Origin of the sequence: Rathayibacter sp. AY1E6, from assembly GCF_002931115.1 — a bacterium.
Taxonomy (GTDB): Bacteria; Actinomycetota; Actinomycetes; order Actinomycetales; family Microbacteriaceae; genus Rathayibacter.
In genome coordinates, this window is the sequence record NZ_PSVK01000013.1 from 34,424 (window position 1) to 51,440 (window position 17,017).

A 17,017-nucleotide genomic window follows, 5' to 3' on the forward strand; every position below is an offset into this window, starting at 1 on the left:
CCCCGCCGGTGTCCCGACGGGGCCTTCGATCGTTCAGCTCACCTGGATCAGCTGTAGTTGCCCGGCTCGTAGCCGTCGCTCGAGAACGAGTCGAAGTCGACGAACGAGAGGTCGGCGTCGCTGAACGCGGCGTCGTCGGCGAAGATGCGGTTGGGGTACCGCTCGGCCTTCGCCTCCTCGGTCGCCTCGACCGACACGTTCCGGTACTTGGGCAGACCGGTTCCCGCCGGGATCAGCTTTCCGATGATCACGTTCTCCTTCAGGCCCATCAGCGGGTCGCGCTTGCCCTCCATGGCCGCCTGCGTGAGGACGCGGGTGGTCTCCTGGAAGGACGCGGCCGACAGCCACGACTCGGTCGCGAGCGAGGCTTTGGTGATGCCCATGACCTCCTGGCGGGCGGACGCTGTCCGCTTGCCCTCGGTCAGAGCCGCACGGTTGACCTCGCTGTAGCGCGAGCGGTCGACGAGCTCGCCCGGCAGCAGCTCCGTGTCGCCGTGGTCGACCACGGTGACCTTGCGGAGCATCTGACGCACGATGACCTCGATGTGCTTGTCGTGGATCGGCACACCCTGCGAGCGGTAGACGCCCTGGACGCCGCCCACCAGGTGCTTCTGGACCTCGCGGACGCCCAGCACGCGCAGGACCTCCTTGGGGTCGACCGTTCCGACGTGCAGCTGCTGCCCGAGCTCGACGTGCTGGCCGTCCTCGATGAGGAGCTGCGAGCGCTTGAGCACCGGGTAGATGACCGCCTCGTCGCCGTTGTCCGGCTGGAGGATGACGCGGCGGGCACGGTCGGTGTCCTCGATGGTGATCCGGCCGGCGGCCTCCGCGATCGGCGACGCGCCCTTGGGGGTGCGGGCCTCGAAGAGCTCCTGCACGCGGGGAAGACCCTGCGTGATGTCGTCGGCCGAGGCCGATCCACCGGTGTGGAAGGTGCGCATCGTGAGCTGCGTGCCGGGCTCGCCGATCGACTGGGCCGCGATGATGCCGACGGCCTCTCCGATGTCGACGAGCTTGCCGGTGGCGAGCGAGCGGCCGTAGCAGGCCGCGCAGACGCCGACGGCGGACTCGCAGGTCAGGACGGAGCGCACCTTGATGTGGCGCACGCCCGCTCCGACCAGCTTCTCGATGAGCACGTCGCCCACGTCCTCGCCGGCCTCGGCGACGAGCTCGCCGGCCTCGTTCGACGCCGGGGTGGCGAGCGAACGGGCGTAGACGGAGTTCTCGACGTTGGAGTCCTTGATCCAGGCGCCGGTGGCGTCCTGGAGCATGATCGGCAGGTCGAGGCCCTTCGAGGTGCCGCAGTCCTCCTCGCGGATGATGACGTCCTGCGAGACGTCGACGAGTCGACGCGTCAGGTAGCCCGAGTCCGCGGTGCGGAGCGCGGTGTCGGCCAGGCCCTTGCGGGCACCGTGCGTGGCGATGAAGTACTCGGCGACCGACAGGCCCTCGCGGTACGAGGAGATGATCGGTCGGGCGATGATCTCGCCCTTCGGGTTGTTCACCAGGCCTCGCATGCCGGCGATGTTGCGCACCTGCAGCCAGTTGCCGCGGGCACCGGAGGTGACCATGCGGTTGATGGTGTTGTCCGTCGGGAAGTTCGCGCGCATGGCCTTGGCGACCTCGTCGGTCGCCTCGGTCCAGATCTTCACGAGCTCCTGGCGGCGCTCGGCCTGAGTGGTCAGACCCTTGTCGTACTCGGACTCGACCTTCGCGGCCTTCTTCTCGTAGCCCGCGATGATCTCGGGCTTCGACGGAGGCGTGAGGATGTCGGACAGCGCCACGGTGACACCCGAGCGGGTGGCCCAGTAGAAGCCGGCGTCCTTGATCCGGTCGAGGGAGGCGGCGACCTCCACCTTCGGGTAGCGCTCCGCGAGGTCGTTGACGATCCCGGAGATGGTCGTCTTGTCGGCGACCTGCTCGAAGTAGGGGTAGTCGACCGGCAGCGCCTCGTTGAAGAGGGCGCGGCCGAGCGTGGTCTCGAGGAGGACCGGCGCGATGACCTTACCGTTCTCGTCGATCTCGACGCCCTCGGGTGCCTGACCCTGCGCGAAGTACACGTCCGACATGCGGATCCTGACCTTCGAGTTCAGGTGCAGCGAGCCCTGGTCCTTCGCGAGGATCGCCTCCGAGACGGAGGAGAACGCGCGGCCCTCGCCGGCGGCGCCCTCGCGGATCGTCGTCAGGTGGTGGAGGCCGATGATCATGTCCTGCGTGGGCAGGGTGACCGGACGGCCGTCCGAGGGCTTGAGGATGTTGTTCGACGCGAGCATCAGGATGCGCGCCTCGGCCTGGGCCTCGACGGACAGCGGCAGGTGGACGGCCATCTGGTCGCCGTCGAAGTCCGCGTTGAACGCGGCGCAGACGAGCGGGTGCAGCTGGATCGCCTTGCCCTCGACCAGCTGGGGCTCGAAGGCCTGGATGCCGAGACGGTGCAGCGTGGGCGCGCGGTTCAGCAGGACGGGGCGCTCGCGGATGATCTCCTCGAGCACGTCCCACACCTGCGGGCGCGAGCGCTCCACCATGCGCTTGGCGGCCTTGATGTTCTGCGCGTGCGACAGGTCGATCAGGCGCTTGATCACGAACGGCTTGAACAGCTCCAGCGCCATCTGCTTGGGCAGACCGCACTGGTGCAGCTTGAGCTGCGGGCCGACGATGATGACCGAGCGGCCCGAGTAGTCGACGCGCTTGCCCAGCAGGTTCTGGCGGAAGCGACCCTGCTTTCCCTTGAGCATGTCGCTCAAGGACTTCAGGGCGCGGTTGCCGGTTCCGGTGACGGGGCGGCCGCGGCGGCCGTTGTCGAAGAGGGCGTCGACCGCCTCCTGGAGCATGCGCTTCTCGTTGTTCACGATGATCTCGGGGGCACCGAGGTCGAGCAGGCGGCGGAGTCGGTTGTTGCGGTTGATCACGCGACGGTAGAGGTCGTTCAGGTCGCTGGTCGCGAACCGGCCTCCGTCGAGCTGCACCATCGGGCGCAGCTCCGGCGGGATGACCGGGACGACGTCGAGGACCATCGCGGCCGGCGAGTTGCCGGTGGCGAGGAACGAGTTGACGACGCGCAGGCGCTTGATGGCGCGGATCTTCTTCTGACCCTTGCCCTCGGCGATCTGCAGGTGCAGCGTCTCGGCCTCGGCCTGGAGGTCGAACTGCTCGAGGCGCTTCTTGATCGCCTCGGCGCCCATGTAGGCCTCGAAGTAGACGCCGTACCGGTCGACGAGCTCGTTGAAGACCGCGTCCTCGGGCTTGAGGTCGCCGACCTTGAGGGTGCGGAACTGCTCCCACACGCTCTCGAGCCGCGCGATGTCCTCGTCGAAGGACTTGCGGATCTGGCCCATCTCCTTCTCGGCGCCGTCCTTGGTGCGGCGCTTCTGGTCGCTCTTGGCGCCCTCCGCCTCCAGGGCGGCGAGGTCGGTCTCCAGGCGCGCCAGACGGTCCGCGATGCGGGAGTCGCGCTGGTCCGAGAGGGTCTTGATCTCGAGCCGGAGCTCGTTCTCGAGGCCGGGCATGTCGGCGTGACGGCCGTCGTCGTCCACGTCGATGATCATGTACGCCGCGAAGTAGATGACCTTCTCGAGGTCCTTCGGCGCCATGTCCAGCAGGTATCCGAGGCGCGAGGGGACGCCCTTGAAGTACCAGATGTGGGTGACGGGGGCGGCGAGCTCGATGTGGCCCATCCGCTCGCGGCGGACCGAGGACTTGGTGACCTCGACGCCGCAGCGCTCGCAGACGATGCCCTTGAAGCGGACTCGCTTGTACTTGCCGCAGGAGCACTCCCAGTCGCGAGAGGGTCCGAAGATCTGCTCGCCGAACAGGCCGTCCTTCTCGGGCTTCAGGGTGCGGTAGTTGATGGTCTCGGGCTTCTTCACTTCACCGTGCGACCAGCGACGGATGTCATCGGCCGTTGCGAGGCCGATGCGCAGCTCATCGAAAGTGGTTACGTCGAGCAATGTTTTCTCCTTGTCGGAAAACAGGGTGTCTCGTCAGAGACGGGAGGTCGTCAGATGCTGGCGCGGATCAGATGTCGTCGACGGAGGACGACTCGAACCGGGAGGAGATGTTGATGCCGAGCTCTTCCGCGGCGCGGTAGACCTCGTCATCGGTGTCGCGCAGGCTGACCGCGGTGCCGTCGGCCGAGAGGACCTCGACGTTCAGGCACAGGGACTGCATCTCCTTGATGAGGACCTTGAAGGACTCCGGGATGCCGGGCTCCTGGATGTTCTCGCCCTTGACGATGGCCTCGTACACCTTCACGCGGCCGAGGATGTCGTCCGACTTGATGGTGAGGAGCTCCTGGAGGGCGTAGGCGGCGCCGTAGGCCTCGAGGGCCCACACCTCCATCTCGCCGAAGCGCTGTCCGCCGAACTGCGCCTTACCACCGAGCGGCTGCTGGGTGATCATCGAGTACGGGCCCGTCGAGCGCGCGTGGATCTTGTCGTCGACGAGGTGGTGCAGCTTCAGGATGTACATGTAGCCGACCGAGACCGGGTCCGGGAAGGGCTCCCCGGAGCGGCCGTCGAACAGCTGCGTCTTGCCGGACGAGCCGATCAGGCGCTCTCCGTCGCGCGTCGGGGTGGTGGAGTCGAGGAGCCCTGCGAGCTCCTCCTCCGCCGCACCGTCGAAGACGGGGGTCGCGACCTTGGTGCCGGGCGCCGCCTCGCGGGCGTGCTCGGGCAGGCGCGCGGCCCACTCCGGCTGACCCTCGACCTTCCAGCCCTGCTTCGCGATCCACCCGAGGTGGATCTCGAGGACCTGGCCGAAGTTCATGCGGCCGGGGACGCCGAGCGGGTTGAGGACGATGTCGACCGGGGTGCCGTCGGCGAGGAACGGCATGTCCTCGACCGGCAGGATCTTCGAGATGACGCCCTTGTTGCCGTGGCGGCCGGCGAGCTTGTCGCCCTCGGTGATCTTGCGCTTCTGGGCGATGTAGACGACCACGCGCTGGTTGACGCCCGAGCCGAGCTCGTCGTCGCCGTCCTGCGCGTCGAACACCTTGACGCCGATGATCGTGCCCTGCTCGCCGTGGGGCACCTTCAGCGACGTGTCGCGGACCTCGCGGCTCTTCTCGTTGAAGATCGCGCGGAGCAGGCGCTCCTCGGCCGAGAGCTCGGTCTCGCCCTTGGGCGTGACCTTGCCGACGAGGATGTCGCCGGGGCGGACCTCGGCGCCGATGCGGATGATGCCGCGCTCGTCCAGGTCGGCCAGGAGCTCCGGGCTGACGTTGGGGAGGTCGCGGGTGATCTCCTCCTTGCCGAGCTTGGTGTCGCGGGCGTCGACCTCGTACTCCTCGATGTGGATCGAGGAGAGGACGTCGTCCTTCACCAGGTTCTGGCTGAGGATGATCGCGTCCTCGAAGTTGTGGCCCTCCCACGGCATGAACGCGACGAGCAGGTTCTTGCCCAGCGCGAGCTCGCCGTTCTCGGTGGCGGGGCCGTCGGCGACGACCTCGCCGACCTCGATGCGCTCGCCGGCCGAGACGACCACGCGGTTGTTGTACGAGGTGCCCTGGTTGGAGCGGTCGAACTTGCGGAGGAAGTAGGTCTGCGTGCCGCCCTCGTCCAGCTGGACGGTGACGGAGTCGGCAGAGACCTCCTGGACGACACCGGCCTTGTCGGCGGTGATGACGTCGCCGGCGTCGATGGCCGCGAAGCCCTCCATGCCGGTTCCGACGACGGGCGACTCGCTGCGCAGCAGCGGGACGGCCTGACGCTGCATGTTCGCTCCCATGAGCGCGCGGTTCGCGTCGTCGTGCTCGAGGAACGGGATCAGCGAGGTCGCGACCGAGACCATCTGGCGCGGCGAGACGTCCATGTAGTGGACGCGATCGGCGTCGACGAGCTCGACCTCTCCGCCCTTGGGGCGGACCAGGACCTTGCCCTCCGCGAAGCGGAAGTCCTTCGTGAGTGGGGCGTTCGCCTGGGCGACCAGGTACTCGTCCTCCTCGGACGCGGTGAGGTAGTCGATCTGCGAGGTGACGGTGCCGTCGACGACCTTGCGGTACGGGGTCTCGATGAAGCCGAACGAGTTGATGCGCGCGAAGGACGCGAGCGATCCGATCAGGCCGATGTTCGGGCCTTCCGGGGTCTCGATCGGGCACATGCGGCCGTAGTGCGAGGGGTGGACGTCGCGGACCTCGACGCCGGCGCGCTCACGGGAGAGTCCGCCGGGGCCGAGCGCCGACAGGCGGCGCTTGTGGGTCAGACCCGCGAGCGGGTTGTTCTGGTCCATGAACTGCGACAGCTGGCTGGTGCCGAAGAACTCCTTGATCGCGGCGACGACGGGGCGCACGTTGATCAGGGTCTGCGGGGTGATCGCCTCGATGTCCTGCGTGGTCATGCGCTCGCGGACGACGCGCTCCATGCGGGACAGTCCGGTGCGGACCTGGTTCTGGATCAGCTCGCCGACCGCGCGGATGCGGCGGTTGCCGAAGTGGTCGATGTCGTCGACGTCGAGACGCAGCTCGACCGGCTCGCCGTCGCGCACGCCGGGGAGGGCGGTGCGGCCGTCGTGCAGGGCGACCAGGTACTTGATGGTCGCGATGATGTCCTCGACCGTGAGCACCGAGTCGGACAGCGCCTTGTCGATGCCGAGCTTGCGGTTGATCTTGTAGCGGCCGACCTTCGCGAGGTCGTAGCGCTTGGAGTTGAAGTAGAAGTTGTCCAGCAGCGCGCGGGCGGCCTCGGCGGCGACCTGCTCGCCCGGACGGAGCTTGCGGTAGATGTCGCGGAGGGCGTCCTCCTTGGTGAGGATGTTGTCCTTCTCGAGGGTCAGCTCGATCGACTCGTAGCCGGCGAACTGCTCGAGGATCTCCTCGCTCGTGAGGCCGAGGGCCTTGAGGAACACGGTGACCGACTGCTTGCGCTTGCGGTCGATGCGCACGCCGACCTGGTCGCGCTTGTCGATCTCGAACTCGAGCCAGGCGCCGCGGCTCGGGATGACGCGGGCGGAGTAGATGTCCTTGTCGGACGTCTTCTCCTGCTGGCGCTCGAAGTAGACGCCGGGGCTGCGCACGAGCTGGGACACGACGACACGCTCGGTGCCGTTGATGATGAACGTGCCCTTCTCGGTCATCAGCGGGAAGTCGCCCATGAAGACCGTCTGGGTCTTGATCTCACCCGTGAGGTGGTTCATGAACTCGGCCTCGACGTACAGCGGAGCGGCGTAGGTCTTGCCGCGCTCCTTGCACTCCTCGATCGTGTACTTCTCGGGCTCGAGGTACGGGTTCGTGAAGCTCAGCTGCATCGTCTCGCTGAGGTCCTCGATCGGGGAGATCTCCTCGAAGATCTCGTCGAGGCCGGAGTTGGCGGGGAGGTCCTCCCGGCCGGCGGCCTTCGCCTCGGCGACGCGGGTCTTCCACGCCTCCGAGCCGACGAGCCAGTCGAAGCTCTCGGTCTGCAGCGCGAGCAGATCCGGAACGGTCAGGGTGTCGCTGATCTTGGCGAACGAGAGACGCGAAGCTCCGCGTCCGTTCTTGGGTGAGGTGGTGGTCGCGGTGGACGCAGCAGCCAAGGAAGGAACCTCCGTAGACCCTCGCGGGTCTCAATCTGTGGGATGTGTGGAGTGGGCTCCCGCCGGACGGGCCGCCACCCCTGCCCGCACGCCGTGCGGACCGAGGCGACTCGGTCTTGGGGGCGGGGCTAGAGTGTGGCAACGGCATCCACCATCTGATGCCGGGTTCCGGTGACCTGCCGACCGCGATATGAGGGCATGGGTACTCGGGAGCGCAAAGTACGAATATAGCCGCATCGCGCCACGCCGCGCAAGTGCGGATGCTTGCGCCGCCCCGCGGGGTCCGGTATACGAGGCCACGGCCTCCCGGACCGATCCGACCGGGCCGGGCGCGGAGCCCCGCCGTCCCGCCGCCGCGGCAGACTGGTCGGATGCAGGAACGCACCGGCCGCCGACGCGGAGACGACTCCGAGCACCCCCGCGCCGTGCTCGCCAGCGGGTACACCGCGCGGATCGAGCCCGACCGCCACTCGCCCGAGGCGGCGACCCTGGTCGTCGACGGCACTCCGCAGTCGCACGTCGACCTCGCGGATCCGACGCACCTCTCGTTCGAGTACGTCCGCCGGATCGGCCACGCGATCGACCTCGTCGCCCCCGAGGGCGAGAGCGTCACGGCGCTCCACCTGGGCGCCGGAGCGCTGACCCTCCCCCGCTACGTCGCCGCGACCCGGCCGGGCTCGCGCCAGCAGGTCGTCGAGATCGAGGGCGCTCTGGTCGAGCTGGTGCGCGAGGCGCTCCCGCTCCCCCGCGGGGCGCAGATCCGCATCCGCCAGGGCGACGCCCGCGAGGTGCTCGGCAAGCTGCCGCCCGGGCTGCGCGGCACGGTCGACGTGGTCGTCGTCGACATCTTCTCGGGCGCGCGCACTCCCGCGCACGTGACCAGCGCCGAGTTCTACGGGGCGATCGCGCCGCTGCTCGCCCCCGGCGGCCTGGTCGCGGTGAACGTGGCCGACGGCGGCGCGCTCGCCTTCGCCCGCGCCCAGGCCGCGACGCTCGCCTCCGTCTTCGCGCACACCGCGATCATGACCGACACCCAGATGCTCAAGGCCAAGCGCTTCGGGAACGTGGTGATGCTCGCCTCGGCCGATCCGCTGCCGCTCGACGGCCTGCCGCGGCGCCTCGCCTCCGACCCCGCGCCCTCCAAGCTGGTGCAGGGGCGGGAGCTCGAGAACTTCATCGCCGGCGCCCTCGTCGTCACGGACGAGACCGCCACCCCGTCGCCGCTGCCGGCGCGGAGCATCTTCCAGGTGCGACGGGGCTGACCCGGGCCGCGCGTCGGGGCGCCGTCCGGGGACCCGCCGGTACACTCGACGCCGGGGTCAGCGACCCCGACCGTCCTCTCGTCCGCCGCGCGCGACGATCCGGATCCGCACTCCACGAGGAAGCATCGCCCTGAGCATCATCATCCGCCACGACCCCGCGACCCTCCACGAGGAGATCGACGTCGACGCCGCCCAGGAGCGCCTGGAGGAGGTCGGCGCGCTGCGCAGCCTCGCCGCGCTCACCGAGAAGGCGGAGCTGCTGCGCCTGCTCGGGCGCGTCGACGAGGCGTGGGACCTCGCGAACGAGGCCGTCCGCCGCACCCGCTTCTCCGGCGACCGCGCCGAGCTGCTCACCGCCCGCGTCCGCCGCGCCCGCCTCATGCAGCTGCGGGGCCGCACCGACGAGGCCCTCTCGGAGCTCGCGCTCTGCGTCGAGGAGGCCCGCACGCACGAGTGGCACCTCGAGCACTCCTTCGCGCTCAAGCACCGCGGCCTCACCTTCTTCGAGCTGGGCGAGTACGGCCGGGCGATGCGCGACTTCGACGCCGCGACCGCGCTCGGCGAGCGCGTCGGGGTCCCCGAGGAGGAGCTCGAGGTCGCGCGCCTGGGCTACGCCGCCGCCTCCGAGTTCCAGGACGGGACCGACCGCGAGGCCCGCACCGACGGCACCGCCCGCGGCCGCCGCCGCGCCGACGGCGACGAGTCCTAGGCAGCGCCACCGGTGGCCGACCTCGAGGACGTGGCCCGCTGGGCCGACGCGCTGATCGAGGAGCACCTCGACCACTCCTGGTCCTTCGCGCTCGACCACGCGCGCACCCGCGGCGGCGCCTGCCACTGGACGCGCCGCCGGATCACGGTCTCGCGCCACCTCGCAGCCCGCTGGAGCGACGAGGAGGTCCGGCAGACCCTCCTGCACGAGGTCGCTCACGCGCTCGCGGGGCCCGACGCCGGGCACGGACCGCAGTGGCGGCGGATCGCGGCGCGGCTCGGCTACACGGGATCGCGCACCCACAGCAACCCGACCGCGGACGAGCTCGCGCCGTGGGTCGGCACCTGCCCGGGCGGACACCTCTTCTACCGCCATCGCCGGCCCACCCGGCCCCTGGCCTGCGGCCGCTGCGCGCGCCGGTTCGAGCCCGCGAACGCGATCCAGTGGCGGCGCCGACCGGTCCCGGCGCCGTGACCGCGGACGAGGCCCCGCACGGCGGGCGCACGCCGGTCACCGGGCAGTGGCTCCCCGAGGCCGACGGCCGGCGCTGGTGGTTCGACTCCGGAAGCCTCGCACTCGACTTCGCCACGACGGGAGCACTGCCTCCGGGAGCGGCCGAGCACCTCGACTCCGACGCCGCCCTGGCCGCCTGGCTCGCCGAGCGCTTCGAGGCGGTCGGCCCCGAGAGCCGGGACGCGCGCCTGGACGACGCGCTGATGCTCCGGGGCGCGATCGCCCGGCTGGCCGTCGCGGCCGAGGCCGGCACCGCGCTCGACCCGCGCGACGTCGACGTGGTCAACCTGGTCGCGGCGATGCCCGACATCCCGCCGGTGCTGGGCGGCGGATCGCGGCAGGCCGGACGGCTCCACGCGGCGGGCAGGCAGGCGCTCGCGTCCATCGCCCGGGAGGCCGTGGGGCTGCTGGGTCCGGCCGCGACCGGACGGCTGCGGCGCTGCGCGGATCCGGAGTGCCGGATGCTCTACCTCGACACGTCCCGAGCCGGGTCGCGCCGCTGGTGCTCGATGCAGCGCTGCGGGAACCGGTCGAAGGTCCGGGCCTACCGGGCGCGCGCCGCCGCCCCGCGCGGCTGACGCACCGCCGCGGCACCGGGAGCGGCGCCGCGGCGGGACGGGTCAGTCGGAGACGCGGACCGAGCGGTCGAAGGCGACGTAGCCCGAGAAGTCCTTGCCGACGCGGTCGAACGCCGTCGGGTAGGGGTGCGGGTACGACCAGGCCTTGTCCTTCTGCAGGCCGTCGCCGGTCTGCACCGAGAAGTACTGGCACTCGCCCTTCCACGGGCAGGTGTAGGGCGTGGGGCTCTCGACGAGCACGCCCTCGGCGATGCTCGACGGCGGGAAGTACCAGTTGCCCTCGATCGAGATCAGGTCGGAGTCGGGGGCGTCGGCGAGGACGACGTCGTTGAGGACGGCTTTCATGCGGGCCAGCTTTCGGTCGGGGCGGGGGGCGGAGGGACCGCCTCCGCCGAACGCTACGCCGGGGGCGGGCGAGTGGTCGAGGCGGCGGCTCGGATCGCAGGGGCTTGTGCGCTCCGCGGACGCCCTGCACCGCTCGGAGGCCGCGCCCGCCGGAGCGGCGGGTCAGCGGAGTACTGACACCTCGTCGACGGCGTCGACCCGGGCGGCGGCGCGGACCTCGTCCGCCCGCCCCTCGGCGGCGAGCAGGCGGCCGGACTCGGACGCGGTGAGCAGATGCGCGCACGCCCGGCGCAGGCCCTCGTAGGACGCGCAGGCCACCGCGGCCTCGGGCGAGACGTGGTCGATGCCCAGCCCGATGAGCGCGTCGACGACGGCGCCGGCCGCCAGCTGGTCCTCCATCGCGAACCGCGCCGCTCCGCTGTCGTCGACGTCGCCGAGTGCGATCACGTTGACGCTGGTGCGCCCGCCGTTCTCGTGCTGGCGCTCCAGGATCCAGCGGGCGACGGCCGAGCGGTCGGCCAGGCCCGCGCGGACGACGCGGCCCTCCACTCCCCCGAGGTCGGGGCTCTCGCCTCCGGGCAGAGCGTCGACGAGCACCGTGACGTGGGCGGGGGCGAGCACGCGGAGGGCGCGGGCCCCCCACTCGAAGCGGATCTGGTAGGTCGACTGGTCGACGGAGGCGGCGGGAGCGGTCACCCTGACACGGTAGCGAGCCCCGGAGGCGCATACACGTCCGGGGCTCTGCGCGCACCCGGTTCCCGCGCAGGGGCGGGCGGAGGAGGATGTCCCTCGTGAAGGTGATGCTCAAGCACGTGCTCGACACCGACGCCGACTCCGCCTGGCGCGCCCTGCAGAGTCCGGCCGTGTTCCGGGAGGTGATGTCCCCGCTCCTGACCGCCGCGTCGCTGGACGAGGGCGGCTTCCGCCCGACCTGGGGGCTCGGCTCCCACGAGGTCGCGATGGACGCCCTCGGGATCGTGCCGATGGGCGCGCAGGAGATCGACCTCTCCTACCGCCGCGTCCCCTCGATGCCCGACGTGCGGATCCTGCGCGACAGCGGCGGGCCCCTCACGGGCTCCCTCCGCCTCATCACCGCGTGGGACCACCGCATGGCCGTGGCCCCGCTCCCCGACGGGCGCACGCTCTTCCGCGACCGCCTCGAGTTCTCGGCGGGTCTCGCCTCGGCCGCGCTCTGGCCTTCGATGTGGGCGTTCTGGCAGTGGCGCGGCATCCGCATCCGCTCCCTCGCCCCGTCCTGGCGCCACGATCTCGGTGCCGACACCCGCCCGCGCGGGGAGTCCGCCGCATGAGCCCCGACGGCGTCGCCGAGGAGGAGACCGAGCTGTCGCGCTCGGAGCTCCTGCGCCTCCAGTGGCCCTCCGCCGACGAGGAGGAGCAGGACGACGACGGCGTCTCGCCCCGCCGCCGCCTCACGACGGCGGTCGAGGTGTCGGACTGGCGCCGCCACGTCCAGGCCCTCTACGCGGAGGTGCGCCGGCTCTCGAACGTGGACCTGCTCGCCGCGCACGCGTCCTGGATCCGCGGGCGCAACGCGCTCTTCGCGCAGCACCCCTCCACCCCCCTCCTCCCGGCCGACCGCGCGCACTTCCGCTCGCTGCCGATCGCGCCCTACGACGCGGCCTGGCGCTTCGAGCTCGAGGTGGCCCCGGCCGAGGAGGCGCGGCGGATGGACGTGGAGACCGGCACCGACGGCACCGTCCCCTTCGAGCTGATCGGCACGGTCGAGGTGCCGGACACCGGCAGCCTCGACGTCTGGCGCCTGGCGTCCTACGGCGGAGGCCTGTTCCTGCCGGTCAAGGACGCCCTCGCGGGGACACCCGGCGGCACCTACGGCGGCGGCCGCTACCTCCTGGACACCGTGAAGGGCGCCGACCTCGGCCCGGGCTCCGCCCCGGGGACGCTGGTGCTCGACTTCAACTTCGCCTACAACCCCTCCTGCGCCTACGACCCGGCCTGGGCCTGCCCGCTCGCCCAGGCGGGCAACCGGCTGCCGGTCGAGGTGCCGGTCGGCGAGCGCTACCGGGGCTGACACCGACCCTGGACGTTCTCGGAGGGGCGGCCGATAGCCTCCGGGCGGCGCCGTCGTGCGCCGGAAAGCAGGAAAGCCTCATGCCCCGTCCCGTCCTCCTCGTCACCGGAACCTCCACCGGCATCGGCCGCGCCACAGCGATCGAGGCCGCGCGCGCGGGCTGGCGGGTGGTCGCCACCGTGCGGGATCCGGAGCGGGCGGAGGGCCTGCACGCCGCCGCCGCCGAGGCCCGCGTCGAGCTCGACCTGCGGGCGCTCGACCTGACCGACGCGGACTCCGTCGCCGGCTGCCTCCGCGCCGTGGAGGAGGAGCTCGGCGGTCTCGACGCCCTCGTGAACAACGCCGGAGCCGGCCACCTCGGCACCCTCGAGCTGGAGGATCCGGAGGAGCTGCGCCGCGTGATGGAGGTCAACTTCTTCGGCACCGTCGCGGTCACCCGCGCCGCGCTGCCGATGCTGCGCTCGTCCCGCGGCCGCATCGTCACCGTCTCGAGCGTCGGCGGCGCGATCGGGCAGCCGTTCAACGAGGACTACTGCGCGGCGAAGTTCGCGGTCGAGGGGTTCTTCGAGGCACTCGCCCCCGTCGCCGCCTCCGTCGGCGTCCACGTGTCGCTGATCGAGCCGGGAGCGGTCCGCAGCAGCTTCGTCGAGAACGTCGGCATCGACGCGGCGGCGATGCTCGCGCAGGCCGGCCCCTACTCGCCGGCGCTCGGCGCCTACCTCGACCGCGCCGCGTCGTCCTTCTCCTCGACCCACGCGCAGGACCCGTCCGACGTCGCCGCCGTCATCCTGAAGACCCTGCGCGACCCGGAGCCGGCCTTCCGCGTGCAGACCTCGGACTGGGCGGGCGACTTCGTCGGGACCAAGCTGAGCGACCGCGACGGCTCCCGCGTGCAGGCCGCGATGCGCGGATGGATCGGCATCCACTAGAGTGGGACGGTGCGAGCGCAGCGACTGCGCTCCCCCGCGTCGTAGAACGCCCCTTGTCCCCTAGGACTCTGACCGTCGAGGATCCGTCCCGACCATCTGGCGCACGTGCATGAGGCCCCCGGCCGCGCGCACCGAATCGTACGGCGAACGGATGTGACCACCGTCACCTTCGCCCGAACGCCGATCACCCGCGCCCCGGCCACCGCCCGCGCGTCCTCGATCGGCATGATGCCCCCGAAAGGCACCACTCCATGTCGAACACCCCCCTCTCCTTCAGCGCCCTCGGCGTGCCGGCCCCCCTCGTGGCCGCGCTCACCGCGAGCGGCATCACCGAGCCCTTCCCGATCCAGGTCGACACGCTGCCCGACACCCTCGGCGGACGCGACGTCCTCGGCCGCGGCAAGACCGGCTCCGGCAAGACCCTCGCCTTCTCCATCCCGATGATCGCCCGACTCGGCGGCTCGCTCGCCGGCGGACGCCGCCGCCCCGGCCGCCCGCTCGGACTCGTCCTCGCGCCGACCCGCGAGCTCGCCACGCAGATCACCGCCGCGATGCAGCCCCTCGCCGACGCGTACGGCATCGTCACCACCACGATCTTCGGAGGCGTCTCGCAGCAGCGCCAGGTCGCCGCGCTCAAGCAGGGCGTCGACATCGTCGTGGCCTGCCCGGGCCGCCTCGAGGACCTGATGAAGCAGGGCTTCGTGAACCTCGACGCCGTCGAGATCACCGTCCTCGACGAGGCCGACCACATGGCCGACCTCGGCTTCCTGCCGGTCGTCACGCGCATCCTCGACAAGACCCCCCGCGGCGGGCAGCGCCTGCTGTTCTCCGCGACGCTCGACAACGGCGTGGACAAGCTGGTCAAGAAGTACCTCCAGAACGAGGTGCTCCACTCGGTCGACGAGGCCAACTCCCCCGTCGCGCTGATGACCCACCACGTGTTCGAGGTCGACGGCCTCGACGCCAAGAACGCGCTCGTGAAGACCCTCGCGTCCGGCACCGGCCGCCGCATCCTCTTCATGCGCACCAAGCACCACGCGAAGAAGCTCGCCAAGCAGCTCACCGGCCAGGGCATCCCCGCGGTCGACCTGCACGGCAACCTCTCGCAGGTCGCCCGCGACCGGAACCTCGCCGCGTTCGGCGCCGGCACCGTCAAGGTCCTCGTCGCCACCGACGTCGCAGCCCGCGGCGTGCACGTCGACGACGTCGAGCTCGTCATCCACGTCGACCCGCCGATGGAGCACAAGGCGTACCTGCACCGCTCGGGCCGCACCGCCCGCGCCGGCAGCGAGGGAGACGTCGTCACCGTCGTCCTGCCCACGCAGCGCAGCGACGTGAAGACCCTCCTCCGCAAGGCCGCGATCCAGGTCGCGCCCCAGCAGGTGACGGCCGACTCGGCCGCCGTCGCGAAGCTCGTCGGCGACGTCGCTCCGTACGTCACCCCCAGCGCCGTCGTCGAGCCCGTCCGCGGCCAGTCGCAGGGCGGACGCTCGCAGGGCGCCAACGCGCAGCGCAAGCGCGCGGCCCGCACCGAGGGCACCGCCGCGCCCCGCGGCGGACGCTCGACGGGTGCCGCGACCGGCGGAGGCGACCGCCCCCGCCGCGACCGCACCGCCGCCGAGGGACCCGCCCGCGGCGGCGCCCGCGGAGGCCGCAGCCGCTCGGCCGCCGGCGCCCCCTCGACCTCGGGCGGATCGCGCTCGTTCTACAGCACCGCGACCGGCGGAGCAGCCTCGGCCGCTCCCGCCCGCGAGTCCGCCGGCGGCGGCGCCCGCCGCGGCGGGCGCCGCGCGCAGGGCTGAGTCCGATTGTGCGCCGCGGAGCGGCGCACCGCGGTCGGCTTCAAGGACGGTCGCGACGCGCAGAGCGTGTCGCGACCGGCTAGGCCGATCCGCTCACACGCGGATCGACCGTTCGCCTCGCGGGCAGCCGCGGAGCGGCGCACCGCGGTCGGCTTCAAGCACGGTCGCGACGCGCAGAGCGTGTCGCGACCGGCCAGGCCGATCCGCTCGCACGCGGATCGACCGTTCGCCTCGCGGGCAGCCGCGGAACGGCGCACCGCGGTCGGCTTCAAGCACGGTTGCGGTACGCAGAGCGTGTCGCGACCGGCTAGGCCGATCCGCTCGCACGCGGATCGACCGTTCGCCTCGAGGGGAGCGGCTGGTCCGGGGGCTGAGCGTTCGGTGATCGCACGTCAACGCTCGTCCTGATCAGGACGCCGACATCACGAAGGGCCGGGGCCCGCGACTACTGGTCGCGGGCCCCGGCCCTTCGTCGTTCACGCTTCACCTCTTCGAGCGGAGTCCCGCGCAGGGAGCTCCGGAAGTCCTCACCGCGTCCTGATCAGGCGATCCCCTGCTGCGCCGTCGTCGGGCAGGGGCGCCGCCTCTCCTCGCCCGGTCACAGAGGTCCCGTGGACGCCGGATCCACGAGCCGAACGGCCGGGTCGCGTGCCGGCGAATCGGTCCAGGCGGACGCCCGACGCTCCAGCCGGCCCGCCGTCCTTGCGAGCCGACCGCGGCGCCGCTATCGGCGCGCAGAAGGGAGCGCCGCGGCCGATCCGCGCCGCTAGGACAGGCGGCCGACGGAAGCGAGCGCGGCGCGGATCAGCGCGCCCCGCCCGCCCTCCATCTCGGCGGAGATCGCGTCGGAGCAGGCCTCGTCGGGGGTCATCCAGGTGAGCTCGAGGGCGTCCTGGCGGGGGTCACAGGTGCCGGTGACGGGAACGACGTAGGCGAGGGAGACCGCGTGCTGGCGGTCGTCGGTGAACGGTCCCATGCCGGGCATCGGGAAGTACTCGGCGACGTGGAAGGGGAGCGGGCTCGCGGGGAGGAGGGGGAAGGCCATGGGGCCGAGATCCTTCTCGAGGTGGCGGAACAGCGCGTCGCGCAGCGTCTCGCCGTACATCACGCGGCCCGAGACGATCGTGCGGGTGATCTGGCCGGAGGGGGTCGCGCGCAGGAGCACACCGACCTCGGTGACCTGCCCGAGCCCGTCGACCCGGACGGGCACGGCCTCCACGTACAGCAGCGGGAGCCGCCGGCGGATCTCGGCGAGTTCGTCGTCGGACAGCCACCCGGAGTTCGGGTCAGGGGTGCGCACGCTCATGCAGCCATTCTCACCCT

At 71.6% G+C, this 17,017-nt stretch carries 13 protein-coding genes; 8 read left to right on the plus strand and 5 right to left on the minus strand.

The genetic code is table 11. The features are described 5' to 3' along the window. Positions 1-47: 47 nt before the first annotated feature. Together C5C46_RS11440 and rpoB are read right to left on the minus strand one after the other, a co-directional pair. Positions 48-3,947, minus strand: a complete 3,900-nt coding sequence (locus C5C46_RS11440; RefSeq protein ID WP_104226764.1) for a DNA-directed RNA polymerase subunit beta' — start codon at positions 3,945-3,947, stop codon at positions 48-50. 67 nt (positions 3,948-4,014) lie between these two features. Further along, positions 4,015-7,506, minus strand: coding sequence for a DNA-directed RNA polymerase subunit beta (rpoB, locus tag C5C46_RS11445; protein WP_104226765.1), 3,492 nt, complete (start codon positions 7,504-7,506; stop codon positions 4,015-4,017). Between the two features lie 371 nt (positions 7,507-7,877). Here rpoB and C5C46_RS11450 point away from each other — a divergent pair, with 371 nt between their 5' ends. The 4 genes from C5C46_RS11450 (at position 7,878) to C5C46_RS11465 (ending at position 10,568) form a co-directional block, all read left to right on the plus strand. Continuing rightward, positions 7,878-8,768 (plus strand): spermidine synthase, encoded by an 891-nt coding sequence (locus C5C46_RS11450; RefSeq protein ID WP_104226766.1) that lies wholly within the window; start codon positions 7,878-7,880, stop codon positions 8,766-8,768. Between the two features lie 379 nt (positions 8,769-9,147). Further along, positions 9,148-9,477, plus strand: a complete 330-nt coding sequence (locus C5C46_RS16960) for a hypothetical protein (protein WP_181027192.1) — start codon at positions 9,148-9,150, stop codon at positions 9,475-9,477. Positions 9,478-9,489: 12 nt separating this feature from the next. Then, the gene (locus C5C46_RS11460; protein WP_104226767.1) at positions 9,490-9,951 is read left to right on the plus strand and encodes a SprT-like domain-containing protein; all 462 of its coding nucleotides are present in this window, start codon (positions 9,490-9,492) and stop codon (positions 9,949-9,951) included. After that, positions 9,921-10,568 carry a CGNR zinc finger domain-containing protein gene (locus C5C46_RS11465; RefSeq protein ID WP_258059447.1) on the plus strand — a complete coding sequence of 216 codons (648 nt, stop codon included), beginning with the start codon at positions 9,921-9,923 and terminating at the stop codon, positions 10,566-10,568. Before C5C46_RS11460 ends, C5C46_RS11465 begins: the two co-directional genes overlap by 31 nt. A gap of 42 nt (positions 10,569-10,610) precedes the next feature. Here the strand turns inward: C5C46_RS11465 and C5C46_RS11470 are convergent, their stop codons facing one another. After that, the gene (locus C5C46_RS11470) at positions 10,611-10,913 is read right to left on the minus strand and encodes a DUF427 domain-containing protein (protein WP_104224584.1); all 303 of its coding nucleotides are present in this window, start codon (positions 10,911-10,913) and stop codon (positions 10,611-10,613) included. A 162-nt stretch (positions 10,914-11,075) separates the two neighbouring features. Next, positions 11,076-11,609 carry a 2-phosphosulfolactate phosphatase gene (locus C5C46_RS11475; RefSeq protein ID WP_104226768.1) on the minus strand — a complete coding sequence of 178 codons (534 nt, stop codon included), beginning with the start codon at positions 11,607-11,609 and terminating at the stop codon, positions 11,076-11,078. Positions 11,610-11,695: 86 nt separating this feature from the next. Between C5C46_RS11475 and C5C46_RS11480 the strand changes: the two genes are divergently transcribed. From C5C46_RS11480 to C5C46_RS11495, 4 genes are all read left to right on the plus strand, one after another. Next, positions 11,696-12,223 carry a hypothetical protein gene (locus tag C5C46_RS11480; protein ID WP_244248113.1) on the plus strand — a complete coding sequence of 176 codons (528 nt, stop codon included), beginning with the start codon at positions 11,696-11,698 and terminating at the stop codon, positions 12,221-12,223. Then, the gene (locus C5C46_RS11485) at positions 12,220-12,963 is read left to right on the plus strand and encodes a DUF1684 domain-containing protein (RefSeq protein ID WP_104226769.1); all 744 of its coding nucleotides are present in this window, start codon (positions 12,220-12,222) and stop codon (positions 12,961-12,963) included. The genes C5C46_RS11480 and C5C46_RS11485 overlap by 4 nt, the downstream gene beginning before the upstream one ends. 80 nt (positions 12,964-13,043) lie before the next feature. Further along, the gene (locus C5C46_RS11490) at positions 13,044-13,892 is read left to right on the plus strand and encodes an SDR family oxidoreductase (RefSeq protein WP_104226770.1); all 849 of its coding nucleotides are present in this window, start codon (positions 13,044-13,046) and stop codon (positions 13,890-13,892) included. A gap of 251 nt (positions 13,893-14,143) precedes the next feature. Continuing rightward, positions 14,144-15,694 (plus strand): DEAD/DEAH box helicase, encoded by a 1,551-nt coding sequence (locus tag C5C46_RS11495; RefSeq protein ID WP_104225114.1) that lies wholly within the window; start codon positions 14,144-14,146, stop codon positions 15,692-15,694. Positions 15,695-16,460: 766 nt separating this feature from the next. Here the strand turns inward: C5C46_RS11495 and C5C46_RS11500 are convergent. Then, positions 16,461-17,000 carry an NUDIX hydrolase family protein gene (locus C5C46_RS11500; protein WP_104225113.1) on the minus strand — a complete coding sequence of 180 codons (540 nt, stop codon included), beginning with the start codon at positions 16,998-17,000 and terminating at the stop codon, positions 16,461-16,463. Positions 17,001-17,017 lie beyond the last annotated feature (17 nt).

Bases quoted from the DNA above. Each gene is read 5' to 3' on its own strand.
- C5C46_RS11490 (WP_104226770.1), top strand. From the start codon at position 13,044: ATGCCCCGTCCCGTCCTCCTCGTCACCGGAACCTCCACCGGCATCGGC.
- C5C46_RS11500 (WP_104225113.1), bottom strand. From the start codon at position 17,000: ATGAGCGTGCGCACCCCTGACCCGAACTCCGGGTGGCTGTCCGACGAC.
- C5C46_RS11480 (WP_244248113.1), top strand. From the start codon at position 11,696: ATGTCCCTCGTGAAGGTGATGCTCAAGCACGTGCTCGACACCGACGCC.
- C5C46_RS11450 (WP_104226766.1), top strand. From the start codon at position 7,878: ATGCAGGAACGCACCGGCCGCCGACGCGGAGACGACTCCGAGCACCCC.
- C5C46_RS16960 (WP_181027192.1), top strand. From the start codon at position 9,148: ATGCAGCTGCGGGGCCGCACCGACGAGGCCCTCTCGGAGCTCGCGCTC.
- C5C46_RS11495 (WP_104225114.1), top strand. From the start codon at position 14,144: ATGTCGAACACCCCCCTCTCCTTCAGCGCCCTCGGCGTGCCGGCCCCC.
- C5C46_RS11485 (WP_104226769.1), top strand. From the start codon at position 12,220: ATGAGCCCCGACGGCGTCGCCGAGGAGGAGACCGAGCTGTCGCGCTCG.
- C5C46_RS11470 (WP_104224584.1), bottom strand. From the start codon at position 10,913: ATGAAAGCCGTCCTCAACGACGTCGTCCTCGCCGACGCCCCCGACTCC.